Here is a 24726-nt window from a genome sequence, read left to right on the forward strand (position 1 = left end):
CTAGAGGTGGGCATCGGGGGTGTCGAGCACCGTCCGGTCCAGGGACTCCAGCAGGTCCAGCCAGGTGTGCACCCTCGGCAGCTCCCAGTGCTGGAAGTACCGCGCCGCGGCGCGCTTGCCCTCGTGGAAGTCGCTGGTCTCGTCGCGCGTGGCCAGCGCCTGCTCCAGCCACAGCCAGCCGACGACGGTGTGCCCGGCCGCGTCGAGGTAGGCGCTGGCGTTGGCCAGGGCCAGCGCCGGGTCGCCGGTGCCCCACAGGGTGCCGGTCACCGCGACGAGCCGGGCGACGGCGGCGTCGACGTCCGCGGCCAGGTCGGCGAACGGCGTCCCGGCCGCCCGCGCCGTCGTCGCCGCGATCGTCTCGGCCAGCAGCCGCAGCCCGGCGCCGCCGTGCATCGTCACCTTGCGGCCGAGCAGGTCCAGGGCCTGGATGCCGTTGGTGCCCTCGTGGATCGGGTTGAGCCGGTTGTCCCGGTAGAACTGCTCGACCGGGTAGTCGCGGGTGTAGCCGTAACCGCCGTGCACCTGGATGGCCAGGTCGTCGGCGACCGGCCCCCACTGCGAGGGCCACGCCTTGGCGATCGGCGTCAGGGTGTCGAGCAGCAGGTGGGCGCGGCTGCGGTCGTCCTCGGTCTCGCCGGTCCTCTCCTCGTCGACCAGGCGGGCGCAGTACAGCCCCAGCGCCAGGCCGCCCTGCGCGTAGCTCTTGGCGGCCAGCAGCATCCGGCGGACGTCGGGGTGGTCGACCAGCCGGACCATCGGCGACGACGGGTCCTTGCTGCTCGCGGAGCGGCCCTGGGTGCGGGTGCGGGCGTACTCCAGCGCGTGCAGGTAACCGGTGTAGCCGAGGACGGTCGCGCCCATCCCGACGCCGATCCGCGCCTCGTTCATCATGTGGAACATGTAGGAGAGCCCCTTGTGGGGCTCGCCGACGAGGTACCCGACGGCGCCGGCCCGGCCGCCCGGGGTGTGCACGCCCTCGCCGAAGTTGAGCAGCGTGTTCGTCGTCCCGCGGTAGCCCATCTTGTGGTTGAGCCCGGCCAGGACGACGTCGTTGCGCTCGCCGAGCGACCCGTCCTCCTCCACCAGCACCTTGGGCACGATGAACAGCGAGATGCCCTTCACGCCGGCCGGGCCGCCGGGGATCTTGGCCAGCACCAGGTGGACGATGTTCTCGGTCAGCTCGTGGTCGCCGGCCGAGATCCACATCTTGTTGCCGGTCAGCCGGTAGGTGCCGTCGTCCTGGGGCTCGGCGCGGGTGGTGATGTCGGCCAGCGAGGACCCGGCCTGCGGCTCGGACAGCGCCATCGTGCCGAACCAGCGGCCCTCGAGCATCGGCCGGACGAAGCGGTCCTTCTGCTCCTGCGAGCCGTGCGCGAGCAGCAGCCGGGCGTTGCCCATGGTCAGGAACGGGTAGCTCGAGGTCCCGACGTTGGCGGCCTTGAACCAGGCGAACGCCGCCTGCCCGACGGTCTGCGGCAGCTGCATGCCGCCGTACTCCTCGTCGAAGGTCCCGGCCGTGATCCCGGACTCGCGGAACACCGCGAGCGCCTTCGCGACCTCGGGGATCATCTCCACCCTGCCGTCGACGAACCGCGGCTCGTTCTCGTCGGCCTTCCGGTTGTGCGGCGCGAAGTGCTCGGTGGCGATCTGCTCGGCGAGCTCCATCACCGCGTCGAACGTCTCGCGTGAGTGCTCGGCGAACCGGGGCCGCTTGGTGAGCGTCTCGACCTCCAGCCACTCGTGCAGGAGGAACTCCAGGTCGCGGCGGGACAGGATGAGCGAGGACACGACGGCCTCCACGGACGACGGCGGCGGGAGAGCCGGGCGCGCGGCCCGACCGGCCCACGATAGGCCGGACGCCGGGCCGGGTAGCGAGCGCCGCATGGACCTGAACCAGCTGATCGGCCGGGCCACCGGCCTGGCGAGCGGGGCCGGCGCCACGCTGCTGAGGCGGTTGCAGCACGTGCGCGTGCCCGGGGCCGGCCAGGCCTCCGCCACCGACGACCCGGAGGTCGCCGCCCGGCGGTGGCGGGCGGTCACCGTGCTGCGGGAGCCGGGGGAGGTGTCGGCCGCGCTGCCCGCGCCGCTGGCCGCGCTCGGCGACCGCGTCGAGGTGCGCACGACGCCCGCGCCGGGCGACCGCGGCACCGAGCTGGCGGCACGCTTCCGCGGCACGCCCACCGAGGACGAGGTGGGCGAGCTGCGCGCCGCGCTGCGCGAGTCGAAGGCGCTGCTGGAGGTCGGCGAGGTGCTGCGGATGGAGCCCCAGCCGCACGGGAGGCGCGCGGCCACCCCGCAGGGCGCCGCGCTCGAGGGCGCCGCGCAGGCCGCGCCGGAGGAGGGCGTGCTGTGAGGGCCGCGACCTGGACCGGCGTCAACGAGGTCTCGGTGGAGACCGTCCCCGACCCGACGATCCTCAACGACCGCGACGTCGTCCTGCGGGTCACCCGGACGACGACGTGCGGCTCGGACCTGCACCTGCTCGGCGGCTACATCCCCGCGATGCGCGTGGGCGACGTGCTCGGCCACGAGTTCATGGGCGAGGTCGTCGAGGTCGGCCCGGGCGTGCGCGACCGCCGCGTCGGCGACCGCGTCGTCGTCAACTCCTTCATCGCCTGCGGCAACTGCTGGTACTGCCGGCAGGAGCTCTACTCCCTGTGCGACAACGGCAACCCGAACCCCGGCATCACCGAGGGGTTGTGGGGCCAGAGCCCGGGCGGCTGCTTCGGCTACTCGCACGCGATGGGCGGCTTCGCCGGATCGCACGCCGAGTACGTCCGGGTGCCCTACGCCGACGTCGGCACCTTCCTCGTGCCCGAGGGGGTCGGCGACGACCGCGCGCTGTTCGCCTCCGACGCCGTCTCCACCGGGTGGATGGGCGCGGACCTGGCCGGGACGAAGCCCGGCGACACGGTGGCGGTCTGGGGTGCCGGCGGGGTGGGGCAGATGGCCGCCCGCGCGGCGATGCTGCTCGGCGCCGAGCAGGTGGTTGTGATCGACCGGCTGCCCGAGCGGCTGGAGCAGGTGCGGCGGCACGTGGGCGCCGAGGTGGTCGACTACTCCACCACCGACGTCATGGCGGAGCTGCGGGAGCGCACCGGCGGCCGCGGTCCCGACGTCTGCATCGAGGCCGTCGGCATGGAGGCGCACAGCACCGGCGTGCAGGGCGCCTACGACCAGCTCAAGCAGCAGCTGCGGCTGCAGACCGACCGGCCGTCGGCCGTCCGCGAGGCGATCATGGCCTGCCGCAAGGGCGGGAGCGTCTTCGTGCTCGGCGTCTTCGCGGGGCCGGTGGACAAGTTCCCGCTGGGTGCGGCGATGAACAAGGGCCTGACGCTGCGGGGCGCAGGTCCACGGCCAGCGCTACATGCCGCGGATCCTGGAGCACATGGCCCGCGGCGAGCTCACCACCGAGCACCTGGCCACGCACGTGATGCCGCTGGAGGACGCCCCGCGCGGCTACCGCATGTTCAAGGACAAGGAGGACGGCTGCGTCCGGGCGGTCTTCCTGCCGAACGGCTGAGGCGCTCCTGCCGGGGCGATCACCGGTGCGTGCACGGCACACGTGCCGGCACGCCGGCCGGCCGTGCACGCGTCCGGTGGTCGACGGCCCGGAGACGGCGGGAGGCCCCTCCCCGCGCGGCGCGGGGAGGGGCCTCTCGCCGTCGGTCAGCCGCGGTGGTGGCCGCCGGCCGCGGCCTCGCCGGGGCGCCCGACCGGGGGAGCCGTCGACGTCGGCGCCGCGGCACCGGCGGCCTCGGCCACCTGCCGGCCGGCGTCGTCCCCGGTGGGCTCGCCGGCGGTCTGGCGGGCGGCCTGCTGGGCCTGGATGCCGGACTGGTCGCTCAGCGCCAGCTGCGGCAGGAACAGGAACACGAAGAACCCGAGCGCCACCACGCACGCGGCGATGAGGAACACCAGGTCGATCGAGTTCGAGAACCCGGTCTTGAACGGCGCCGCGAGGAACGACGGCAGCGTCTGGATGAACGAGGTGTCCGACAGGTCGCCGCCGCCCTGCAGCTGACCGCTCTGCACCGCCTGGGCCACGCGCGGGTCGGACGCCGCGGCCGAGGTCACGGCCGACTCGATGTCCACCGGCAGCCGGCTGAACAGCACCGACAGGAAGACCGCGGTGCCGATCGTGCCGCCCATCTGCCGGAAGAACGTCACCGACGAGGTGGCCACGCCCATCTCCCGCGGGGACACGGCGTTCTGCACGGCGAGGATCGTGGGCTGGAAGTTGAAGCCCAGGCCCAGGCCCAGCAGGACCATGAACGGCACCAGCGTCCACACCGAGGTGTCGGCGTCGACGACGAACGACATCGACAGCAGCGCGACGGTCATGAACACGATGCCGACCAGCGGGAAGACCTTGTACCTGCCCGTCCTCGAGATCGCGATGCCCGAGCTCATCGCGCCGGTCATGATGCCGGCGACCAGCGGGATCATCTGCAGGCCGGCGACCGTGGCGCTGGAGCCGTGGACGATCTGCAGGTACTGCGGGAGCAGCAGCAGGCCGCCGAACATGCCCGCGCCCATCACCACGCTGCCGACGCCGACGACGGTGAAGCTGCGGTTGCGGAACAGCCGCAGGGGCAGCAGCGCCTCGTCGCGGTAGGCCCGCTCGGCGAGGAGGAACAGCACGAAGCCGACGGCGCCGACGACGTAGCAGGCCACCGAGCGGGTCGAGCCCCAGCCCCAGATGCGGCCCTGCTCGGCGACGATCAGCAGCGGCACCAGGAAGGTCACCAGCGCCAGCGCGCCGGGCCAGTCGATGCGGTGCTCCCGCCGCTCGTGCGGCAGGTGCAGCACCCGGAAGACGGCGGCGAAGGCGACCAGGCCCAGCGGGACGTTGACGTAGAAGATCCAGCGCCAGCCGTCGATGCCGAGCAGCGAGCCCTGACCGGCGAAGAACCCGCCGATGACCGGGCCGAGCACGCTCGAGGTGCCGAAGACGGCCATGAAGTAGCCCTGGTACCGCGAGCGCTCCCGCGGCGGCACGATGTCGCCGATGATCGCCAGCGCCAGCGACATCAGGCCACCGGCGCCGATGCCCTGGACGGCGCGGAACGCGGCGAGCTCGTACATCGAGTTCGCCAGGCCGCAGAGCATCGAGCCGACGACGAACACGGCGATGGCGAACAGGTAGAACGGCCGCCGGCCGTAGATGTCGGAGAGCTTGCCGTACAGCGGCGTGGCGATCGTCGAGGTGATGAGGAACGCCGTCGTCGCCCAGGCCTGCAGGTCGTAGCCCTGCAGGTCGTCGGCGATGGTGCGGATCGCGGTCGCGACGACGGTCTGGTCGAGGGCCGCGAGGAACATCGCGACCATCAGGCCGACGATGATCGTGAGGATCTGGCGGTGCGTGAAGGCGCCGGAGGAGTCCGGTGCGGCCGCCGCGGCGCGGGCGCCGCTGCGCCCACCCGTGGGGTGGGCGGTGGTCTGGCTCATGGCTTCTCTCTCGGTACGGGGAGTGCGGAGGGGGAGCGGGGGTCGGACGGCAGCGCTGCCGTCAGGTCGTCCAGCAGGCGGCCGAAGAGCCCGGTGAGCGTGGCGAGGTCGGCGTCGGACCAGCCGGTGAGCATCCCGGCGAGCTGGGTGGCGCGCTCCTCGGCCAGCCGCTCGACGGCGGCCCGGCCGGCGTCGGTGACGACGAGGCGCGTGGCGCGGCCGTCGGTCTCGTCGGCCACGCGCCGCACCAGGTCGCGCTCGACCAGCCAGGCCACGTGCCGGCTGACCGTCGACGGGTCCGCGTGCACCAGCTCGGCCAGCGCGCTCTGCCGCTGTGGCCCGAGCCGGGCCAGCGGGAAGAGGAGCACCAGCGCCGCGCGCTCGCGGCCGTCGGCGGCGGACGGGAGGCTCTTGAACGCGTGCACCAGGCGCATGAAGCGCGGCAGCTGCTCGGAGAGCCGGCGGACCTCCGCTGCGCGCTGCTCCGACGGCGCGGCCGAGGGGCCGGCGTCACGGGACGCGGACGGGGGCACGGCGGACTCCGGAGGACGGGAGGAGTGGATGCATGCACGGTACAAATGTGTGCGCGCTACACGCAACCAGTTGCACCGTACATGCATCGTGACGTGAGCGACACCCGGTCCGGCTCCGGTACCCGCGCGTGCCGGTCGCTGCACCTCCCCGCGGGAAGGAACCGGCGTGCCGGCGCGTTGCACCCCCTGGCCCAGCAGCCCCGGACCTCCGGCGGCGCGGGCCGCACCTGCGATCCTGGGGGCGGTGGCCCCGGTCGCCACCCGTCCCCGCACCCGGAAGAGAGTCGAGCACGCCCGTGACCGCGACCCTCGCGGACCTCCGGTCCCGGCTGGCCGCGCTGACCCTCGACGACGAGCACCGGCTCGGCCGCCGGCTCGAGGGCCTGCGCCGCACCCGCGACGAGGCCGCGCGCGAGCGGGCCCTGGGGAAGATCGCCGCCGACGTCGCCGCCGCCGAGGAGCGCATCGCCCGCCGGCGCGCCGCCGTCCCGGCCGTCACCTATCCCGAGCAGCTGCCGGTCAGTGCCCGCCGCGACGACATCGCCGCCGCCCTGCGCGAGCACCAGGTGGTCGTCGTCGCCGGCGAGACCGGCTCGGGCAAGACCACCCAGCTGCCCAAGATCGCCCTCGAGCTCGGCCGCGGCGTCCGCGGGCGGATCGGGCACACCCAACCGCGACGGATCGCCGCGCGCACGGTGGCCGAGCGCATCGCCGAGGAGCTCGGCACGCCGCTGGGCGGGGCGGTCGGCTGGAAGGTGCGCTTCACCGACCAGGTCGGCGACGGCACGCTGGTCAAGCTCATGACCGACGGCGTGCTGCTGGCCGAGATCGCGCACGACCGGCTGCTGCGCCAGTACGACACGATCATCGTCGACGAGGCGCACGAGCGGAGCCTCAACATCGACTTCCTGCTGGGCTACCTCGCCCAGCTGCTGCCGCGCCGGCCCGACCTCAAGGTCGTCATCACCTCGGCCACCATCGACGTCGACCGGATCGCCAAGCACTTCAGCGTCGACGGCGCCGAGGTGCCCGTCGTCGAGGTCAGCGGCCGCACGTACCCGGTGGAGGTCCGCTACCGGCCCGTCGTCGACCCCGACGACCCGGACGCCGACCCCGACCGCGACCAGGTCACCGCCATCGGCGACGCCGTCGAGGAGCTGGCGCACGAGGGCCCGGGCGACGTCCTGGTCTTCCTCGCCGGCGAGCGCGAGATCCGCGACAGCGCCGACGCCCTGGCCGAGCGCTTCCCCGGCGTCGAGGTGCTGCCGCTCTACTCCCGGCTGTCGGCCGCCGACCAGCACCGGGTGTTCCAGCCGCACACCGGCCGCCGGGTCGTGCTGGCCACCAACGTCGCCGAGACGTCGCTGACCGTGCCCGGCATCCGCTACGTCGTCGACCCCGGTACCGCGCGCGTCTCCCGGTACAGCGCGCGCACCAAGGTGCAGCGGCTGCCGATCGAGCCGATCAGCCAGGCCTCGGCGCGGCAGCGCTCGGGCCGCTGCGGCCGCGTCGCCGAGGGCGTCGCCATCCGGCTGTACACCGAGGACGACTTCGACGCCCGGCCGGAGTACACCGACCCGGAGATCCTCCGCACCAGCCTCGCCTCGGTGCTGCTGCAGATGGCCGCGCTCGACCTCGGGGCCGTCGAGGACTTCCCGTTCGTCGACCCGCCGGACCGGCGCGCCGTCGCCGACGGCCGGGCGCTGCTCGAGGAGCTCGGCGCGCTGGACGACGCCGGCCGGCTCACCGAGACCGGGCGGGCGCTCGCCCAGCTCCCGCTCGACCCCCGGCTGGGCCGGATGGTCGTCGAGGCCGACCGGCGCGGCGTGCTGGAGGAGGTGCTCGTCGTCGCCGCGGGCCTGACCGTCCAGGACCCCCGCGAGCGGCCCACCGAGCACCAGCAGGCGGCCGACCAGATGCACGCGCGGTTCGCCGACGAGCACTCCGACTTCCTCACGCTGCTCAACCTCTGGCGGTACCTGACCGAGCAGCAGGAGGCGCTGTCGGGCAGCGCGTTCCGCCGCACGGTCAAGCGCGAGTTCCTCCACTACCTGCGCATCCGGGAGTGGCAGGACCTGCACGGCCAGCTGCGCGGCACCGCCCGCCGCCTCGGGATGACCCCCGGCTCGCTCGCCGCCGAGCCCGACGAGCGCGGCATCACCACCGCGCTGCTCGCCGGCCTGCTGTCGCAGGTCGGCCTCCAGGTGGAGGACCCCCGACGGAAGGACGGCGACCGGCGGCGCGGCGGGCGCGAGTACCTCGGCGCGCGCGGCGCCCGGTTCGTCATCGCCCCCGGCACCCCCCTGGCGAAGAGGCCGCCGCGCTGGGTCGTGGCCGCCGAGCTGGTGGAGACCAGCCGGCTGTTCGCCCGCACCGTGGCCCGCGTCGACCCGGACGACGTCGAGCGGCTGGCCGGCCACCTGGTCAAGCGCGAGTACTCCGAGCCCCGGTGGGACGCGCGGCGCGGCTCCGTCGTCGCCACCGAGCGGGCCACCCTCCACGGCATCCCGCTCGTCGTCGGCCGGCGGGTGCAGTACGGCTCGATCGACCCGGTCGTCTCCCGCGAGCTGTTCATCCGGCACGCCCTCGTCCAGGGCGAGTGGACGACGCACCACCGCTTCTGGGCCGACAACCAGCGCGCCATCGAGCGGGTCGCCGAGCTGGAGGAGCGGGCCCGCCGCCGGGACATCCGGGTCGACGACGAGACGCTGTTCGAGCTCTACGACGCCCGCATCCCCGCCGACGTCGTCTCCACCCGGCACTTCGACCGGTGGTGGAAGCAGGCCCGCCGCGAGACGCCGGACCTGCTCACCCTCACGCCGGAGATGCTCACCGACGCGGCCGCGGCCGGGCAGGTGGACCCCGCGGACTTCCCGGACGAGGTGCCGCTGACGCAGGGGCTGACCCTGCCGCTGTCCTACGCCTTCGCCCCCGGCGCGCCGGAGGACGGCGTCACCGTCGACGTCCCGCTCGCGGTGCTCGACACCGTCGCCGAGCGCACGTCGGGGGAGTCGCTGGCCTTCACCGTCCCCGGCCTGCGCGAGGAGCTGGTGACGGCGCTGCTGCGGACGCTGCCCAAGCAGCTGCGCCGGGCCCTGGTGCCGATCCCCGACCGGGTCCGCGAGGTGCTGCCGCACATCAGCCCCACCGAGCCGCTGCTGCCCGCCCTGGAGCGCGAGCTGCGCCGGGCCGCGGCCGTCGTCGTCCCGCCGGACGCCTGGCGCCCCGCCGAGGTGCCCGCGCACCTGCGCGCCACCTTCCGCGTGCTGGACGACGAGCAGCGGCCGCTGGCCACCGGCAAGGACCTGCAGGCGCTGCGCCGCGAGGTGGCGCCCGCGGGCCGGGCGAGCCTGGCCCGCGCCGCCTCCGACCTGGAGCGCACGGGGCTGACCGCCTGGACGATCGGCGAGCTGCCGCGCACCGTCGAGGTCCGCCGCGGCGGGCACGTGGTCACCGCGTTCCCGGCACTGGTCGACGAGGGGGCGACGGTCGGCGTCCGGGTGGTGGCGACCGAGGCCGAGGCCACGCGGCTGACCTGGCGCGGCGCCCGGCGGCTGCTCGTGCTCGCGGCCGGCTCACCCACCCGGCAGGTGGTCAAGGGTCTCTCCCCGAAGAGCCGGCTCGCCCTGCAGTTCAACCCCGACGGCGAGATCCCCGCGCTGGTCGACGACTGCGTCGACGCCGCGGCCGACGAGCTGCTCGCGGCCGCCGGCGGTCCACCCCGCGACGAGGCCGCCTTCGCCGCACTCGTGACGACGGCGCGGCAGCAGCTGCTGCCGCTCACCCAGGACGCCGTGCGGCGGGTCGAGGCGGTGCTCACCCAGGCTCGCGAGGTCGCCGTCGCGATCGGCGCGGCGCCCGGGCGCCGGGTGCCCGAGGCGGCGGTCGCCGACCTGCGCCGCCAGATGACCGGGCTGCTGCACCGCGGGTTCGTGGCCGACGCCGGCCGGCGGCGGCTGCCCGACCTGGTGCGCTACCTCGAGGGCATGGCGCTGCGGCTGGAGAAGCTCCCGGCCAACGCGGTGCGCGACACCCTCTGGACGGACCAGGTCGCCGCGGTCACCGCCGAGTACGAGCAGCTGCGCCGGGAGGTGCCGCCCACCGGCGCCCCCGACGACCCGGTCGCCCGCATCCGGTGGATGGTCGAGGAGCTGCGCGTGGGCCTGTTCGCCCAGCAGCTCGGCACGCCCCGGCCGATCTCCGAGCAGCGCGTCTACAAGGCCATCGACGCCCTGACCGCCTAGGCCGTCCCGGCGTCCCGTCCGGCGGGGCCCGGCTGGTCCCGGAGCAGGGCCGAGATGCGCTGGCGGGTGACACCGAACATCGCGGCGATCCGGTTGATGCTCACGTGCTCGGCCTGCAGGGCGCGGGCCTGGGCGCGGCGCCACGTCGACCCGGCACCGGCCAGGGCACCGAGGACGGTGGTGATCCGCTCGACGACCAGCGGGCGGGACTCCTCGGTGACGATGTCGAGCCAGCTGTCCCCCGAGCGGCGCTGGGAGAGCAGCTGCTCGGCGCGGGTCCGGGCGTCCTGCAGCTCGGCCGCGCACCGGTCGATCTCGCGCACCAGCTGCTCGAGGGCCGCGACCGCGTCGTCCCCGGCTTCCGGCGGGGCGGTCACCGACGGTCCTGTGGTCACGGGGCCTCCTGACGTCACCGGCGGGCCCGCGCCCGCGATCGGTCGTGCACGATCGTACTGAACGGCCATTGCGTGCAACAGGTGTGACGTGCAACGACGACATGCGTGCAACGGGGGTTGCGGAACGATGGCGACGCTGGGACGGTGGTCCCCGACTCGATGCCGCACAACCGACTGAGCCCCCCTGGGGGCCGGTCACCAGGGAGCGAGATGTCGGCACTCACCGCACGGGTGGACCTGCCCCCGGCACCCCGCAGCGTCCCCGTCGCCCGGCACGTGGCCCGTGAGACGCTGCGCGCCTGGCAGGCGCCCCAGGACGCCGACGACGTCGCCCTCCTGGTCACCGAGTTGGTGGCCAACGTCGTCGACCACGTCGGGGGCGAGAGCGTGCTGTCCCTGGAGCTCGAGTACTCCGACGGGTGGCTGCGCATCGCGGTGTCCGACGGCTCGGGCGTGCGCCCCGTGGTCGGCGAGCTGCGCGGCGACCAGCCCCGCGGCCGCGGGATGCAGATCGTCGACGCCATCGCCGACTCCTGGGGCGTCGAGGACGTCGACGGCGGCAAGCGCGTCTGGTTCGTCCTCGGCGCGTGAGCGGGGCCGGAGTTTGACCACGGGGGCCGCCGGGGAGGGCTGGAGGGACCGAAGCCGTTCGACGGAGGAGATGGGATGAGCGAGCCCACCAGCCACACCGAGGCCGCGGGCGAGGGCCTGTCCGACGAGGAGATGGTGCAGACCGTCGCCGACCAGACCGACAGCGCCTCGGGGCACGCCTACAAGGCCGGCAAGGACTGGGACGGCGACGCCAGCCAGGCGCCCGCGCCCCCGGACACCGAGTCCTGAGCTGACACACTGCCTCCCGCCCGGCGCCCGCCGGGCGGGAGGTGCTGTGACGACGACGTCCCCGCGGCCGGACCGGACCGCTGCCGACCCCGCGACCCCGTCCGCCACGGCGCGCCTGCTGCGCCCGGCCCGCACGGCCACCCGCTACGCGCTGGGCCACGGCCTCCCGGCCCTGTACCTCGCGCGCGCCGCCCGCCGGGGCGACCCGGTCGGCCGGCTGCTGCGCGACCCGGCGGCCCGCGAGGACCCCTTCGGCCTCTACGAGCAGCTGCGCGCCCGCGGCCCGCTGTCCGGCAGCGCGCTGGGCCCGGTCACCGCCTCGCACGCCGTCGCCACCGCGGTGCTGCGCTCGGACGCCGCCGGCGTGGGCTGGGACCGGTCCCGGGCGCCGGCCCTCGTCCGGTGGGCGCTGCGCTTCGGTGACGAGCTCGACGCCACCGGCGTGGCCGAGCCGCCGTCCATGCTGGTCACCGACCCGCCCGACCACACCCGCCTGCGCCGGCTGGTCAGCCGCGCCTTCACCCCGCGCGCCACGCTGGCCTCCGAGCCGATGGTGCGGCGCACCGCCGAGGCGCTGCTGGACCGGCTGGCCGGCCGCGACGACGTCGTGGATCTCGTCGGCACCTACGCCGCGCAGCTGCCGGTGCTGGTCATCGCCGACCTGCTCGCCGTCCCCGCCGGCCGCCGCGAGGACTTCCTGCGCTGGGGCGCCGCCGCGGCCGCCACCCTCGACCCCGGCCTGCCGCCGCGCCGCTACCTGGCAGCGGAGCGCGCGCTGCGCGCCATGCACGCCTTCCTCCGCGGGCACTTCGCGCGGCTGCGGGCCGACCCGGGCGAGGACCTGGTCAGCCGGCTGGTCACCCTCCCCGGCGACGAGGCGCTCACCGAGCGCGAGCTGCACGCCACGGTGATGCTGCTGCTCGGCGCCGGGTTCGAGACCACGGTCAACCTGCTCGGCAACGCCGTCGTGCTGCTCGACGCCCACCGCGAGCAGTGGGACGCCCTGCGGGAGGACCCGGCGGGCTGGGACGGCGCGGTGGAGGAGGTGCTCCGCCACGACAGCCCGGTGCAGCTCACCGGCCGCAGCACCACCCGCGACACCGAGGTCGCCGGCGTGCCGCTGCCGGCCGGCGCGCGCGTGACCCTGCTGCTGGGCGCGGCCAACCGGGACCCGGCGGTGTTCACCGACCCCGCCTGCTTCGACGTCACCCGGCCGAACGCCCGCGAGCACCTGGCGTTCTCCGGCGGCGTCCACTACTGCCTGGGCGCGGGTCTTGCCCGGCTGGAGGGCGTCGTCGGGCTGCGGACGCTCACCGAGCGGTTCCCGCGGCTGCGGGTGGCCGGCCGCCCGGTCCGCCGCGACCTGCGGACGCTGCGGGGCTTCGAGGTCCTCCCGGTGCGGCTGGGGTGAGGGCCCTTCGTCAGCGGTGCGGGGGGAGCATCCCGGCGCCGACGGTGGCGTTGGTGGCCTCGTCGACCAGGATGAACCGGCCGGTGACCCGGTTGCTGTTGTAGTCGTCGACGAACAGCGGCTGCGTGGTGCGCAGCTTGACCCGGCCGATGTCGTTGAGGCCGAGCTCCGTGGCCTCGAGGTCGCGGTGCAGCGTGTTGACGTCGAGCCGGTAGGTGAGCTCCTTGACCACCGCGCGCACCGAGCGGGTCGTGTGCTTGACCGCCAGCCGCTGCCGCGGCCGCAGCGGCTCCTCGGCCATCCAGCACACCAGCGCGTCGAGGTCCTGCGTCACCTGCGGCACGTTGCCCGGCCGGCAGATCAGGTCGCCGCGGGAGACGTCGACGTCGTCGGCCAGGCGCACGGTCACCGCCATGGGCGGGAAGGCCTCGGCGACCGGGCCGCGCGGGCCGTCGACGGCCGCGACCGTCGTGGTCAGGCCGCTGGGCAGCACCTGCACCTCGTCGCCGGGGCGGAGCACGCCGCTGGCCACGGTGCCGGCGTAGCCGCGGTAGTCGTGGTGGGCGTCGGACTGCGGCCGGATCACGTACTGCACCGGGAAGCGGGTGTCGACGAGGTTGCGGTCGCCGGCCACGTGCACGTGCTCGAGGTGGTGCAGCAGTGACGGCCCGCCGTACCAGGGCGTGTTGTCCGACCGGGTCACCACGTTGTCCCCGTGCAGCGCCGAGATCGGGACGACGGTCAGGTCGTGGATCGACAGCTTCGTCGCGAACGCGCTGAACTCGTCGCGGATGCGCTCGTAGACGTCCTCGGACCAGTCGACGAGGTCCATCTTGTTGACCGCGACGACCAGGTGCGGCACCCGCAGCAGCGAGGCGAGGAAGGCGTGCCGGCGGCTCTGCTCGACCAGGCCCTTGCGCGCGTCGACCAGCACGATCGCCAGGTCCGCCGTCGAGGCGCCGGTGACCATGTTCCGCGTGTACTGCACGTGGCCGGGGGTGTCGGCCAGGATGAACGTCCGCCGCGGGGTGCTGAAGTACCGGTAGGCGACGTCGATGGTGATGCCCTGCTCGCGCTCGGCCCGCAGGCCGTCGGTGAGCAGCGCCAGGTCGACGTAGTCGCCCTTGCTGGCCCGCTCGATCGCGGCGTACTGGTCCTCGAACACGGCCTTGCTGTCGTAGAGCAGCCGGCCGATGAGCGTGCTCTTGCCGTCGTCGACCGAGCCGGCGGTGGCGATGCGGAGGATGTCCTTGCGCGCCGTCGCGATCTCGGCCGCCTGCTCGGCGGCGGGGGAGTGGACGTCGACCGCGGACAGCTCGGACATGACCCCCATCGTCCCAGCCGCCGCACCGGGGCCCGCGATCGGGGACGCTGGTGTGAGCGGGACCACCCGGCACCCGCGGGGAGGAGCGGTGCGTGGGCGGCTTGGTGTTCCTCGTCCCGGTGCTGCTGGTCGTCGTCGCGGGGTACGCGCTCGGCTACGTCGTCGCCGAGGCGCTCGGGGTCGCGGCGCCCGAGGCGGTGGCCTGGCCGGCGGGGCTGCTGCTGCTCGCCGTCACCGTCGTCGCCCTGCTCCGCTACCGGCGCCGGCGGCGCGCGCGAGCGCGCGGCCTCCCTGCAGGGGGCCGCCGACAGCGCGGTGACTAGCCGGAACGGCCCCGGTGCAGGGGCCCGCGCCGGGCGGACCGGGGCGTGGGGGCACCGAGGCCCTCCTAGAAGTAGCCCTCCTTCTTCCGGTCCTCCATCGCCGCGTCGCTGACCTTGTCGTCGCCGCGGGTGGCGCCGCGCTCGGTCATCCGGGTCACCGCCACCTCGGCGATGACCTCCTCCACCGTGCGCGCCTCCGAGCGCACCGCCGCGGTCAGGTTGGCGTCGCCGACGGTCCGGTAGCGCACCGTCTCGCGGAACACCCGCTCGCCCTCGCGCGGGCGGACGAACTCGTTGACCGCGTAGAGCATCCCCTGCCGCTCGACCACCTCGCGCTCCTGCGCCAGGTACAGCGGCGGGATCTCGATGCCCTCCCGGGCGACGTACTGCCAGATGTCGAGCTCGGTCCAGTTCGACAGCGGGAACACCCGGATCGACTCGCCCAGGTGGATGCGCCCGTTGTAGAGGTCCCACAGCTCCGGCCGCTGGTTCTTCGGGTCCCACTGGCCGAACTCGTCGCGGAAGGAGAACACCCGCTCCTTGGCCCGCGCCTTGTCCTCGTCGCGCCGCGCGCCGCCGAACAGCGCGGTGAACCCGTGCTCCTCCACCGCCTCGAGCAGCACCGGCGTCTGGATCCGGTTGCGCGAGCCGTTGGGCTCCTCGCGGACCAGGCCGCGGGCCATCGCGTCGGGCACCGAGGCGACGACGAGCTCCACGCCCAGCTCGGCCACCCGCTTGTCCCGGAACTCGAGGACGTCGGGGAAGTTCAGGCCGGTGTCGACGTGCATGACCGGGAACGGGATCCGCGCCGGCGCGAACGCCTTGCGGGCCAGCTCCAGCATGACGATGGAGTCCTTGCCGCCGGAGAACAGCAGCACCGGCCGCTCGAGTTCGGCGGCCACCTCCCGGATGACGTGGATCGACTCGGCCTCGAGCGTCTCCAGCTGCGTGAGCCGGTAGTCGGGGGTCGTCACCCCACCAGTGTCCGTCACGGGGTCGAGCCCCCCGGCCCGGCCCCTCGGCCGGCGCTCAGCGCACGGCGGCCAGGAGGTCCGCGGCCAGCTCGGGGCGGCACACCAGCAGGTCGGGCAGCGAGGGGTCGGGCTCGTTGTAGCGCAGCGGCGACCCGTCCAGCCGGACCGCGGTCAGCCCCGCGGCCAGCGCGACGGCGACCGGCGCCGCCGAGTCCCACTGGTACATCCCGCCGGCGTGCACGTAGGCGTCGACCTCGCCGCGGACCACCGCGGTCACCTTGAACCCGGCCGAGCCCAGCGGCACGAGCTCCCCGCCGACCGCCGCCGCGGCCGCGTCGGCCTGCGCCGGCGGCCGGGTCCGGCTCACCGCGATCCGCGGCGGGCGGGCCACCGGCGGCGGCAGGGCCGGCGCCGGGTCGGTGACCAGCACCTCCCCGACGGCGGGCAGCGCGACCGCGCCGGCGCTCAGCGTGCCGCGCACCCACAGCGCCACGTGGACGGCGAAGTCGGACCGCTCCGTCTCGCCGTACTCGCGGGTGCCGTCGAGCGGGTCGACGATCCACACCCGGCCGGCCTCCAGCCGGCTGCGGTCGTCGGCCGCCTCCTCGCTGAAGACGACGTCGTCGGGGCGCTCGGCGGCGAGGACGGCGGTGATCGCCTCCTGGGCCGCGGCGTCGCCGGCGTCGCCGAGGGCGCGGCCGGTCAGCCCGCCGGAGCGCAGGCCGGTCAGCACGTCCGCGGCCGCCCGCGCGGCGGCCGCGGCGACCTCGACGTCCCTCACTCCCCGGCTCCCGGGGCCGTGGCGTCGGTGGGACGCGAGGGCGGGGCATGCCGGCCGGAGGCGTCGGTGACCCGCGCGAAGTACTCGGCGCGCAGGTCCTCCCGCGGCAGCACGAACACCGCCCGCGCCTCGACCAGCGGCCGGTCCGGCGCCTCGGCGAGCGCGATGGTGCCGGTGACGACCGACTTGCGGCCGCCGGCCTCGGTCACCCGGCCGCGGCAGACGACCGGGGTGTCCAGCGGCACGGGCCGCCGGTAGTCCAGCTCGAGCCGGGCGGTCATGCCCCACAGGCCCGCGCGGATCGTGGCCGCACCCAGCACCTGGTCCATCACCAGGCCGCTCATCCCGCCGTGCAGGAAGCCGGGCGGTCCCTCGTAGGCGAGGCCGAAGCACACCTCGCCGACGACGCCGCCGGGCTCCTCGCGCAGCCGCAGCGGCGGGGCGAGGGCGCTGCCGACCCCGGCCACCGGGTTGTACACGCGCCGGAACCGCACCGGGTCGTCCAGCGGCGGCAGCTGCCCCGGCGGTCGGACGGCGGCGGCGAGCCGGCCGGTGGCCGTCCGCACCGCCGCGGCGACCTCCTGCAGGTCCGCGGCGGGGACGGCGGTGCGCACCGAGGCGTCGACCAGGCCGCGCAGGGCGTCGCCCAGGTCGGCGACCGCGCTCATCAGCGCCGCGTCGTAGGGGGCTCCTCCGCTGTCAGTGCTCACCCGCGGACGGTAGCCCCGCGGGCCCGGCCGGCTGCCCGGGGGGACCGGCGGGCGCGGGCCCGGGTGCCGCCCCGGGAGCGCCGCCCGGGACGCCGGGCAGCCCGGGGCCCGAGCGGGGCAGCCGGACGGTGAAGACCGCGCCGCGGCCGGGCGCGGTGTCCAGGGAGACCTCCCCGTCGTGCGCGGCCACCAGCGACGCCACGATCGACAGGCCCAGCCCGGTGCCACCGGCGGCGCGGCTGCGCGAGGCGTCGGCCCGGTAGAAGCGCTCGAACACCCGGGCGGCGTCCTCGGGCGCCATGCCCGGGCCCTCGTCGGCCACCCGCAGCACCACCACGTCCTCGCCGCCGCTGGTGTCCTCGCCGATCGAGACGGTCACCCGGGCGGTCTCCGGCGTGTGCACCAGCGCGTTGGTCACCAGGTTGCCCACCACCTGGCGCAGCCGCGCCTCGTCGCCGAGGACCACCGGCACCTCGGTGAGCGAGTCGTCCAGGTGCAGGCTGACCGGCCGGTCCGGCTGCAGCACCCGCGCGTCGTGCACGGCGTCACCGGCGACCTCGGCCAGGTCGACCGGCGCGATGGACAGCGGCCGCTGCAGGTCCAGCCGCGCCAGCTGCAGCAGGTCCTCGACCAGCACGCCCATCCGGCCGCCCTCGCTCTCGATGCGCTGCATCAGCCGGTCGGTCTCCTCCGGGCTGGCGACGGCGCCCTGGCGGTAGAGCTCGGCGAAGCCGCGGATGGAGGTCAGCGGGGTCCGCAGCTCGTGGCTGGCGTCGGCGACGAACCGGCGCATCCGCTCCTCGGACGCCCGGGCCTGCTCCTCCGAGGCCTGCTGGGCGCGGAACGCGTCCTCGATCCGGGCGAGCATGCCGTTGAGCGCCTGGGACAGCCGGCCGACCTCGGTGCGGCCGTCACCCGGCGCGACCCGCTGCGTCAGGTCGCCGGCGGCGATGGCCTGCGCGGTGCGCTCCACCTCCGCCAGCGGGCGCAGGCTGCTGCGCACCAGCCAGTACCCGGTCACGCCCAGGGCGACCAGCACCACCAGGCCGACGACGATCTCGATGGCCACCAGCCGCGCGATCACCCGGTCGTCGCGGTCGAGGTCCCCGCCGACGACGAGGACCAGCCCGCCGCGCAGCTCCGCGGCCGTGACCCGCCAGGACGTGTCGCCGTCGCCGGAGGCCACCGTCTGCGCGAGCCACCGGCCGGGCCCGCCGTCCTGGGGCGGGCCGCCGGGGGCCGCGGCGCGGGCCGCAATGGCGGCGACGTCGTCGGCGTCGAGGGCGGGCAGCGCGTCCTCGTCGTCGGGGCCGGAGAGGACCACCGGCTCCTCGTCCCCGGGGATCAGGCAGGCCACGTAGGTGTCGGGGGCCAGGTAGCGCTGGCGGCTGCCGAACAGGCAGTCGGTGAGGTAGTCCTGGGAGCCGGCCGTCTCCCGCAGCGTGCTCTCCAGCTGCTGGTCCAGCTGGGCGACCAGGTAGCGCTTGAGCAGCGACGTCGCCGTCACCCCGGTGGCGACCAGCGCGAGGGTCACCAGGACCAGCAGCATCGCGACGAGCGTGATCCGCAGCGGCACCCGCGGGAGTCGGGGACCGCTGCGGAGCGCCGCTCCGGGAGGAGGACCGGGGGGAGTGCTCACGCGCCGCGGGGCAGGCGCAGGGTGTAGCCCACCCCGCGGATGGTGTGCAGCAGGCGCGGCTCGGTGGTGTCCACCTTGCGCCGCAGGTAGGAGATGTAGGACTCGACGACGTTGGCCTCGCCGTTGAAGTCGTAGTTCCACACGTGGTCCAGGATCTGCGCCTTCGACAGCACCCGCCCGGCGTTGGCCATGAGGTAGCGCAGCAGCTTGAACTCGGTGGGGGACAGGTTCACCACCTGGCCGGCCTTCACCACCTCGTGCGACTCCTCGTCGAGCTCGATGTCGGCGAAGGTGAGCCGGCTGGTCTCGACGGCGCGCTGCTGGCCGGCGCTGCGGCGCAGGACCGCCCGGATGCGGGCGAGCACCTCGTCGAGGCTGAACGGCTTGGTCACGTAGTCGTCGCCGCCGAGGGTCAGCCCGGAGACCTTGTCCTCGGCCGCGTCCCGCGCGGTGAGGAACAGCACCGGGGTGTGCCGACCGCTCTCCCGCAGCCGGCGGACGACGCCGAAGCCGTCCAGGCCCGGCATCATGACGTCGAGGACCAGCAGGTCGGGCCGGAACGTCGAGGCCAGCGCCAGCGCCTGCTGGCCGTCGGAGGCCGTCGCCACCTCGAACCCGGCGTAGCGCAGGCTGGCCGAGAGCAGCTCGCGGATGTTGGGCTCGTCGTCGACCACCAGGAGGCGCGCCTCCGGGGCGGCGGGCCGAGCGGTGCGGGCTCCCGTCACGACAACTCCCGTCGGACGCCTGGCTGCTGTCGTCATGCCCCGAGGCTCTGCCGCGGAACTGCAGTCCCCCTGGACGCTACCTGTGAGTTCCCTGAGGGGGGCCCTCCTGGCCGGCGGGCGCCATCGCGCGGCCGCGCCGCCAGTAGCCGATGGCGTGGTGCTGGGCGCGGGCGAGCCCCCAGCGGCCGCGCAGGTCGGCCCGCACCGCCCGGACGGCGGCCGACTCGGCGGCCACCCACGCGAAGACGTCGTCGCCGGCCGGGCGCTCCGTCGCGGCCACGGCGTCGGCGAGCAGGGTGCTCTCGCCGGGCGGCGTGCCGCCGCGGTGCAGCCAGCGCACCTCGACGCCGGCCGGCGCGGCGAGCTGCTGCTCCTCCTCCGGCCCGGCGACCTCGAGCAGCGCCGTCCCGACGGTGTCCGGTCCGGCCGCGGCCAGGATGCGGCTGATGGCCGGCAGCGCCGTCTCGTCGCCGGCGAGGAGCAGCGTGCCGGCCGGCCGGTCGCCCAGCGGGCCGCTGCCGGCCACGCCGAGCAGGGCGCCCGGGGCCGCCGCGCCGGCCCAGGCGGCGGCCGGGCCGTCGCCGTGCAGCACGAAGTCGACGTCGACCTCGCCGCGGCCGGGGTCCTGGCGGCGGGCGGTGTAGCTGCGCAGGCTGACGCCGTGCGGCCCGGCCGGCCACACGACCCGGCCGTCCCGGGCGACCGCCGGCCACCGCGGCTCCGGATCCCCCACGCGGGGCACCAGCAGGTTGACCGTGGGCCCGGCCGCGGCGACGGCGGCCGGGGTCCCCGAGAGGACGACCCGGCGCACCGACGGGGTGACGTCGGTGACGGAGACGACGGTGAGGACGTCGACGGGGCGGGGGCTGCCCGGCAGGTGGTCCCCGTCAGCGGGAGCGGGCGGGCTGGCGGGATCGGTCACGCCGGCGAGCGTAGGGACCGGGCGGGGAACGGGGCCGACCCGGCCGACCCCGGGGGAATGGGGTCGACCGGGCCGGCGATCGAGGACGGGCGACCTCACTGAGCGTCACCACTGCTCGACTCTCAGCAGGAGGTTCGCCCGTCCGGTCCCCGTCACTGCACACGCTACGTGAGGACGGCGGTCCTGCCACCGCACGAGCGGGTGACGCCCGCTCTCCGGAGGGTGATCTGCGTCGCTCCGGGTGCCGATGTGTGTGCGCTCCGGACGCCGGGCACGGGGGAGGGACGACCCGACGACACGGAGGTCCGAGATGGCCGACGAGTTCGAGAAGGGTGACCACGTCACCTGGAACAGCCACGGCAGCAAGGCCGAGGGGACCGTCACCCGGAAGATCACGGAGGAGACGGAGGCCGGGGGCCGGAAGGTCAAGGCCAGCTCGGACGACCCCCAGTACGAGGTCGAGAGCGACAAGAGCGGCAAGACGGCGGTGCACAAGCCCTCCGCGCTCGACGAGAAGTAGTCACAGGGACAAGGAGGCGATCGTGAGCGAGATGGACGACGGGTTCGCTGGTGTGTCGTCGCGCAGCAACAAGCACAACCCGCGGCTCGACGAGCAGCTGGAGCACGAGATCCAGGGGATGCTGAAGGCCGAGCGGGCCACCCGGGCCGAGGAGTTCCGGGAGGTCGAGCCGGTCGCCGAGGGCGAGCCGGACATCGCCGCAAACCCCGCGGGCACCCTCGTCGGCGGCGTCCCCGTCGGGATGACCGAGGACGCCGTGGTCGCCCGCGCGGAGCTGGCGCGCTGGCTGGTGCGGGCCGACTTCCCGAACGACGGGCCGGGGCTGGTCGAGGCCGCGCTCGACCACCGGGCGACCGACGCCGTGGTGGACGAGCTGCGCCGGCTGCCCGAGGGCGAGACGTACGAGCGGATCGGCGACGTCGCCCGCGCGCTGGGGTACCCGACCGAGACCTGACCGGCGGGACGAGCGGGACCCGAGGGGGCTCAGGAGCCGGTGCGCTCCTGGGCCCCCTCGCCGTTCTCGTCCTCGGCGATCTCGTCGCGGCCGCGCCGGCGGAACAGCCTGGACCCCGGGAAGCCCTTCACCACCTCGCGGATGTCCTGCATCGTGTCGACGAGGTCGTGCACGTCGGTGCCGACGTCGCCCAGCGACTCCAGCACCGGCAGCATCGTCTCGTCGAGGTGCGAGACCACGTCCGGCAGCCGGTCGACCAGGCGCACCAGCGCCTCCACCTCGTGCGGGTCGAGCGTCTCGGCCAGTCGCCGCACCGACGGCGCCAGCCGCGTCAGGGGCTCCTCGTAGCCGGCCAGCAGGGGGTCGATCCGCCCGACCAGTCCCTCGGCGGCGGTGACCGTGCCGTCCGCCCGCCCGAGCGTGCCCTCGGCGCCGTCGACCGCGCTCTCGGCCCGCCCGACGGCGTCCTGCGCCCGCTCGATGGTGGTGCCCACCGCCGCGATGGCCGCGTCGGCCTTCTGCTGGGTGCCCTCGACCGCCTCGATCGCACGGTCCGCGCGGGACTGGGTGCCCTCGACGGCGCCGATGGCGGCGTCGGCGCGGGACTGGGTCTGCTCGACGGCGCCGATGGCGGCGTCGGCGCGGGACTGGGTCTGCTCGACGGCGCCGATGGCGGCGTCGGCGCGGGACTGGGTCTGCTCGACGGCGCCGATGGCGGCGTCGGCGCGGCGCTGGGTGCCCTCGACGGCGCCGATGGCGGCGTCGGCCTTCTGCTGCGTCCCGCCGACCGCGGCGATCGCGGCGTCGGCGGCCCGCAGCGTCGACCCGGCGCCGGCGACCAGCTCGTCGGCGCGCTGCCGCGTCGCGTCGAGGGCGGTCACCGCGCCGTCGACCCGGTCGACCAGGCCCTCCGCACGGTCCACGACGGCGTCGACGCGGTCCAGCAGCCCCTCGAGCCGCCCGATCGCCGCGGCCACCCGGGGCACCAGGGCGAGCGCGTCGGCGACGCCGTCGCGCAGGCTCTCGACGGCGGAGAAGACGTCGGAGGGACCGGGGATCGAGGGCAGCCGCACGCGCCGACGCTACGTCCGCGCGCCGGACCCCGCCCGTCCGCGACCGCCCTCCCTCGGTCGTGGCCTGCGGATACGCGACCCGCCCGGCGGGTCACGCCGCGTGCAACCGGTCGAGGCGGCCTTCCGCCCGTATCGTTGAGTGCTGCCGCGTGTGCGGTGAGCGACGGCGCGGACCACGACGATGGGATCGACAGCGGTGCGGGACGAGCGGGGGGACGACCGGGCCGTGGGCGGTGACGCGCCCGGTCCGGTGACCGTCGAGCAGTTGCTCGCCCGCCAGGGCGGCGCCACCGGCCGCCGCGCCGCGCGCCGCACCGGTGAGGTGCCTATCCCGCTGGAGCCCGGCGAGTCACTGCCCTCGCACCGCGGGCCGAAGCCGCCCGTGCCCGGCACCGCAGCCGCGCCGCCGGCCGCCGCGCCCGAGGAACCCCGCCGCGGGTTGCCGCCGGTCCCCGCCGCGCCGGCCAGTGTCCAGTACTCCCGCCCGGTCCCGCCGCTGCCCGGCACCCCGCCGAAGGGCGTCCAGCGCCCCGCCTCGGTGACGCCGCCGGCCGGCGTGCAGCACTCCCGCCCCGTCCCGCCGCTGCCGGGGACGCCGCCCGCGGGGACCCACTGGTCGACGCCCGTGCCGCCGCTGCCCGGCACGCCGGCGGCGGGCGTCCAGTACTCCCGCCCGGTCCCGCCGCTGCCCGGCCGCCCCGCGCACCCGCCGATCCCCGGCCTCGACGGGCCGGCGATGTCCGGCGCCGGCAGCACCCGGCGGCCCGCGGCCCCCCGCCCGCCGCGCAGCCCCGGCCGCCGCCGGCTGGTCCGCGCCGCCGTGGCCCTCGGCGTGCTGTTCGGCCTCGTGGTCGGCTACCACGCGGGCCTGTACGCCTACGTCGACCGCAGCATCGCCCGCGTCGCCGCCCTCGCCCCCGAGGGGCCGGAGGTCATCGCCCCGCAGCTGCAGGACGGGTCGACCACCTACCTCGTCGTCGGCACCGACCTCCCCGGCACCGACGGGCCGGCCTCGGTCACCACGCTGCTGGTGCACGTCGCCGCGGACGAGCAGCGCGCCGTCCTGGTCAGCGTCCCGCCGACGGCGTGGGTCGACACCCCCGCCTGCCGGACCGACGACGGCGCCGCCCGCGAGCCCGTCTCCGAGGCGTTCGCCGCGTCGCTGCTGGCCGGCGGGCCCTCGTGCATGGTCCGCGCGGTGCAGCAGCTGTCCGGCCTGCGCGTCGACCACTACCTCGCCGTCGACCTCGGCCGCCTCCCGGCGATGGTCGACGCCGTCGGCGGGGTCAGCGTCTGCCTGCCCACCGCCGGTCCCGCCGACGCCGCCTCGGCCGCCCCGCTGCCGGCCGGCACGTCGGAGCTGACCGGGGCGCAGGTCGGCCGCTACCTGGCGCCCGGCGACGCCGGCTCCGACGTCACGGGGGTCGCCGCGGCCGAGCGCACGCAGCTGCTGCTGTCGGCCACGCTGCGCTCGGCGATGACCGTCGGGACGCTGGCCAACACCTACGACCTCACCCGGTTCCTCACGCGGTCCGCCGGCGCGCTCACCGTCGACGAGCAGACGACGCTCGGAGACCTCCGCACGCTGGCCTCGGCGCTGGGCGACCTCGAGGGCGACGCGGTCCAGCGGGCGAGCCTGCCGGTGGCGCAGGTCGGCTACGTGCCGGCCGGCAGCGACCAGGCCTACGTGCTGCTCGACGGCGCCGCCACCCGCTCGCTGTTCGACGACGTCATCGAGGACAGCACCGTGCCCGCCGAGCTGGCCACCCCGGTCGCCGCGGCGGCCACCGCCCCGGCGGACCCGGCCGCGGCGGAGACCCCGGCCGCCGACCCGGCCACCGCGCCCGAGCAGGCGCCCGCCAGCCCGGCCGCCCAGCCGCTCACCGTGGCGCCGGCCGCTGTCACCGTCGACGTCCTCAACGGGACCGCCACCTCCGGGCTGGCCTCGACCGTGGGCGACCTGCTGCGCCAGCAGGGCTTCGCCGTGGGCCAGGTCGGCAACGAGCGCGGCACGGTCAACCAGACCGTCGTCCGGCACGGCCCCGGGGTGGTCGAGCAGGCGCGCACCGTCGCCGCCGCCGTCCCCGGCGCCGTCCTGCAGCCCAGCGACGCCATCGGCGACACCGTCCAGCTGGTCCTCGGCCCGGGCTACACCGGCGTCGTCCCGGTCCAGGTGCCCCCGGCCCCCGCCCCGGCCGTGGCCGCCGCGCCGGCCCCCGGGACGCCCGCGGCGCCCTCCACGACGGCCGCCCCCGCCACGCCCGTCAGCTGCTGACCGAGGCGCTCCACCAGGTGGGGCCTCTCCCGGCGACTCGTGCACTGGTCCGCATCGGGGGCAGAGCACGAGCGGGCACGGGACCGGATCCGGACGTCGGACGGCCACGGGCCCGGTCAGCAGCTGACC

The 24726-nt window shown here is 75.7% G+C and carries 22 protein-coding genes and 1 pseudogene; 11 read left to right on the plus strand and 12 right to left on the minus strand.

Translation table 11 applies throughout. The features are described 5' to 3' along the window. The gene (locus ACI8AB_RS21895) at positions 1 to 1791 is read right to left on the minus strand and encodes an acyl-CoA dehydrogenase (RefSeq protein ID WP_456951866.1); all 1791 of its coding nucleotides are present in this window, start codon (positions 1789 to 1791) and stop codon (positions 1 to 3) included. A gap of 94 nt (positions 1792 to 1885) precedes the next feature. On the opposite strand from ACI8AB_RS21895, the gene ACI8AB_RS21900 reads away from it, so the two are divergent. From ACI8AB_RS21900 to ACI8AB_RS21910, 3 genes and pseudogenes are all read left to right on the plus strand, one after another. Further along, complete coding sequence (locus ACI8AB_RS21900) at positions 1886 to 2356, plus strand: hypothetical protein (RefSeq protein WP_456951867.1); 471 nt, start codon at positions 1886 to 1888, stop codon at positions 2354 to 2356. A gap of 35 nt (positions 2357 to 2391) precedes the next feature. Beyond that, a pseudogene (locus tag ACI8AB_RS21905) lies at positions 2392 to 3087 on the plus strand (alcohol dehydrogenase catalytic domain-containing protein); the annotation flags it as partial. 283 nt (positions 3088 to 3370) lie between these two features. Beyond that, a complete protein-coding gene (locus ACI8AB_RS21910; protein WP_456951868.1) occupies positions 3371 to 3526 on the plus strand; it encodes a hypothetical protein in 156 nt (51 codons plus the stop codon). 146 nt (positions 3527 to 3672) lie between these two features. Here ACI8AB_RS21910 and ACI8AB_RS21915 read toward each other — a convergent pair whose 3' ends face one another. Both ACI8AB_RS21915 and ACI8AB_RS21920 read right to left on the minus strand, forming a co-directional pair. Next, positions 3673 to 5454 carry an MDR family MFS transporter gene (locus ACI8AB_RS21915; RefSeq protein WP_456951869.1) on the minus strand — a complete coding sequence of 594 codons (1782 nt, stop codon included), beginning with the start codon at positions 5452 to 5454 and terminating at the stop codon, positions 3673 to 3675. Next, the gene (locus tag ACI8AB_RS21920; RefSeq protein WP_456951870.1) at positions 5451 to 5987 is read right to left on the minus strand and encodes a MarR family winged helix-turn-helix transcriptional regulator; all 537 of its coding nucleotides are present in this window, start codon (positions 5985 to 5987) and stop codon (positions 5451 to 5453) included. Before ACI8AB_RS21920 ends, ACI8AB_RS21915 begins: the two co-directional genes overlap by 4 nt. Before the next feature lie 296 nt (positions 5988 to 6283). Between ACI8AB_RS21920 and hrpA the strand changes: the two genes are divergently transcribed. Continuing rightward, a complete protein-coding gene (hrpA, locus tag ACI8AB_RS21925; protein WP_456951871.1) occupies positions 6284 to 10231 on the plus strand; it encodes an ATP-dependent RNA helicase HrpA in 3948 nt (1315 codons plus the stop codon). On the opposite strand, the gene ACI8AB_RS21930 is transcribed toward hrpA, so the two are convergent. Next, positions 10228 to 10626, minus strand: a complete 399-nt coding sequence (locus ACI8AB_RS21930) for a hypothetical protein (protein WP_456951872.1) — start codon at positions 10624 to 10626, stop codon at positions 10228 to 10230. The genes hrpA and ACI8AB_RS21930 overlap by 4 nt on opposite strands. A gap of 210 nt (positions 10627 to 10836) precedes the next feature. Between ACI8AB_RS21930 and ACI8AB_RS21935 the strand changes: the two genes are divergently transcribed. From ACI8AB_RS21935 to ACI8AB_RS21945, 3 genes are all read left to right on the plus strand, one after another. After that, a complete protein-coding gene (locus tag ACI8AB_RS21935; RefSeq protein WP_456951873.1) occupies positions 10837 to 11217 on the plus strand; it encodes an ATP-binding protein in 381 nt (126 codons plus the stop codon). Positions 11218 to 11292: 75 nt separating this feature from the next. Beyond that, positions 11293 to 11466, plus strand: a complete 174-nt coding sequence (locus ACI8AB_RS21940; protein ID WP_456951874.1) for a hypothetical protein — start codon at positions 11293 to 11295, stop codon at positions 11464 to 11466. Positions 11467 to 11512: 46 nt separating this feature from the next. Continuing rightward, complete coding sequence (locus tag ACI8AB_RS21945; RefSeq protein ID WP_456951875.1) at positions 11513 to 12877, plus strand: cytochrome P450; 1365 nt, start codon at positions 11513 to 11515, stop codon at positions 12875 to 12877. Positions 12878 to 12887: 10 nt separating this feature from the next. On the opposite strand, the gene ACI8AB_RS21950 is transcribed toward ACI8AB_RS21945, so the two are convergent. Further along, complete coding sequence (locus ACI8AB_RS21950) at positions 12888 to 14201, minus strand: sulfate adenylyltransferase subunit 1 (RefSeq protein ID WP_387988323.1); 1314 nt, start codon at positions 14199 to 14201, stop codon at positions 12888 to 12890. 92 nt (positions 14202 to 14293) lie between these two features. On the opposite strand from ACI8AB_RS21950, the gene ACI8AB_RS21955 reads away from it, so the two are divergent. Next, positions 14294 to 14524, plus strand: coding sequence for a hypothetical protein (locus ACI8AB_RS21955; protein ID WP_456951876.1), 231 nt, complete (start codon positions 14294 to 14296; stop codon positions 14522 to 14524). A 65-nt stretch (positions 14525 to 14589) separates the two neighbouring features. Here ACI8AB_RS21955 and cysD read toward each other — a convergent pair whose 3' ends face one another. The 6 genes from cysD to ACI8AB_RS21985 form a co-directional block, all read right to left on the minus strand. Next, on the minus strand, positions 14590 to 15516 hold the full coding sequence (gene cysD, locus ACI8AB_RS21960; RefSeq protein WP_387988325.1) for a sulfate adenylyltransferase subunit CysD: 927 nt from the start codon (positions 15514 to 15516) through the stop codon (positions 14590 to 14592). Between the two features lie 37 nt (positions 15517 to 15553). After that, positions 15554 to 16279, minus strand: coding sequence for an inositol monophosphatase family protein (locus ACI8AB_RS21965; protein WP_456951877.1), 726 nt, complete (start codon positions 16277 to 16279; stop codon positions 15554 to 15556). Then, on the minus strand, positions 16276 to 16989 hold the full coding sequence (locus tag ACI8AB_RS21970; RefSeq protein ID WP_456951878.1) for a PaaI family thioesterase: 714 nt from the start codon (positions 16987 to 16989) through the stop codon (positions 16276 to 16278). Before ACI8AB_RS21970 ends, ACI8AB_RS21965 begins: the two co-directional genes overlap by 4 nt. Further along, positions 16979 to 18565 carry a sensor histidine kinase gene (locus ACI8AB_RS21975; RefSeq protein ID WP_456951879.1) on the minus strand — a complete coding sequence of 529 codons (1587 nt, stop codon included), beginning with the start codon at positions 18563 to 18565 and terminating at the stop codon, positions 16979 to 16981. Before ACI8AB_RS21975 ends, ACI8AB_RS21970 begins: the two co-directional genes overlap by 11 nt. A gap of 59 nt (positions 18566 to 18624) precedes the next feature. Then, positions 18625 to 19353, minus strand: a complete 729-nt coding sequence (locus ACI8AB_RS21980) for a response regulator transcription factor (protein WP_456904131.1) — start codon at positions 19351 to 19353, stop codon at positions 18625 to 18627. Positions 19354 to 19429: 76 nt separating this feature from the next. Continuing rightward, positions 19430 to 20275, minus strand: a complete 846-nt coding sequence (locus ACI8AB_RS21985; protein WP_456951880.1) for a siderophore-interacting protein — start codon at positions 20273 to 20275, stop codon at positions 19430 to 19432. 310 nt (positions 20276 to 20585) lie between these two features. On the opposite strand from ACI8AB_RS21985, the gene ACI8AB_RS21990 reads away from it, so the two are divergent. Together ACI8AB_RS21990 and ACI8AB_RS21995 are read left to right on the plus strand one after the other, a co-directional pair. Then, positions 20586 to 20795 (plus strand): hypervirulence associated TUDOR domain-containing protein, encoded by a 210-nt coding sequence (locus ACI8AB_RS21990; protein WP_387988331.1) that lies wholly within the window; start codon positions 20586 to 20588, stop codon positions 20793 to 20795. A gap of 31 nt (positions 20796 to 20826) precedes the next feature. After that, entirely contained in the window at positions 20827 to 21249 is a 423-nt protein-coding gene (locus tag ACI8AB_RS21995; protein WP_387988411.1) for a DUF2795 domain-containing protein, read from the plus strand. Positions 21250 to 21278: 29 nt separating this feature from the next. Here the strand turns inward: ACI8AB_RS21995 and ACI8AB_RS22000 are convergent, their stop codons facing one another. Then, on the minus strand, positions 21279 to 22322 hold the full coding sequence (locus ACI8AB_RS22000) for a hypothetical protein (RefSeq protein ID WP_456951881.1): 1044 nt from the start codon (positions 22320 to 22322) through the stop codon (positions 21279 to 21281). A gap of 181 nt (positions 22323 to 22503) precedes the next feature. On the opposite strand from ACI8AB_RS22000, the gene ACI8AB_RS22005 reads away from it, so the two are divergent. After that, positions 22504 to 24597 carry an LCP family protein gene (locus ACI8AB_RS22005; RefSeq protein ID WP_456951882.1) on the plus strand — a complete coding sequence of 698 codons (2094 nt, stop codon included), beginning with the start codon at positions 22504 to 22506 and terminating at the stop codon, positions 24595 to 24597. The last annotated feature ends 129 nt before the right edge of the window (positions 24598 to 24726 follow it).

It is taken from the genome of Geodermatophilus sp. SYSU D00698, from assembly GCF_054050335.1.

Bases quoted from the DNA above. Each gene is read 5' to 3' on its own strand.
- ACI8AB_RS21900 (WP_456951867.1), top strand. From the start codon at position 1,886: ATGGACCTGAACCAGCTGATCGGCCGGGCCACCGGCCTGGCGAGCGGG.
- ACI8AB_RS21910 (WP_456951868.1), top strand. From the start codon at position 3,371: ATGCCGCGGATCCTGGAGCACATGGCCCGCGGCGAGCTCACCACCGAG.
- ACI8AB_RS21915 (WP_456951869.1), bottom strand. From the start codon at position 5,454: ATGAGCCAGACCACCGCCCACCCCACGGGTGGGCGCAGCGGCGCCCGC.
- ACI8AB_RS21935 (WP_456951873.1), top strand. From the start codon at position 10,837: ATGTCGGCACTCACCGCACGGGTGGACCTGCCCCCGGCACCCCGCAGC.
- ACI8AB_RS21940 (WP_456951874.1), top strand. From the start codon at position 11,293: ATGAGCGAGCCCACCAGCCACACCGAGGCCGCGGGCGAGGGCCTGTCC.
- ACI8AB_RS21950 (WP_387988323.1), bottom strand. From the start codon at position 14,201: ATGTCCGAGCTGTCCGCGGTCGACGTCCACTCCCCCGCCGCCGAGCAG.
- ACI8AB_RS21990 (WP_387988331.1), top strand. From the start codon at position 20,586: ATGGCCGACGAGTTCGAGAAGGGTGACCACGTCACCTGGAACAGCCAC.
- ACI8AB_RS21995 (WP_387988411.1), top strand. From the start codon at position 20,827: ATGGACGACGGGTTCGCTGGTGTGTCGTCGCGCAGCAACAAGCACAAC.
- ACI8AB_RS22005 (WP_456951882.1), top strand. From the start codon at position 22,504: ATGGGATCGACAGCGGTGCGGGACGAGCGGGGGGACGACCGGGCCGTG.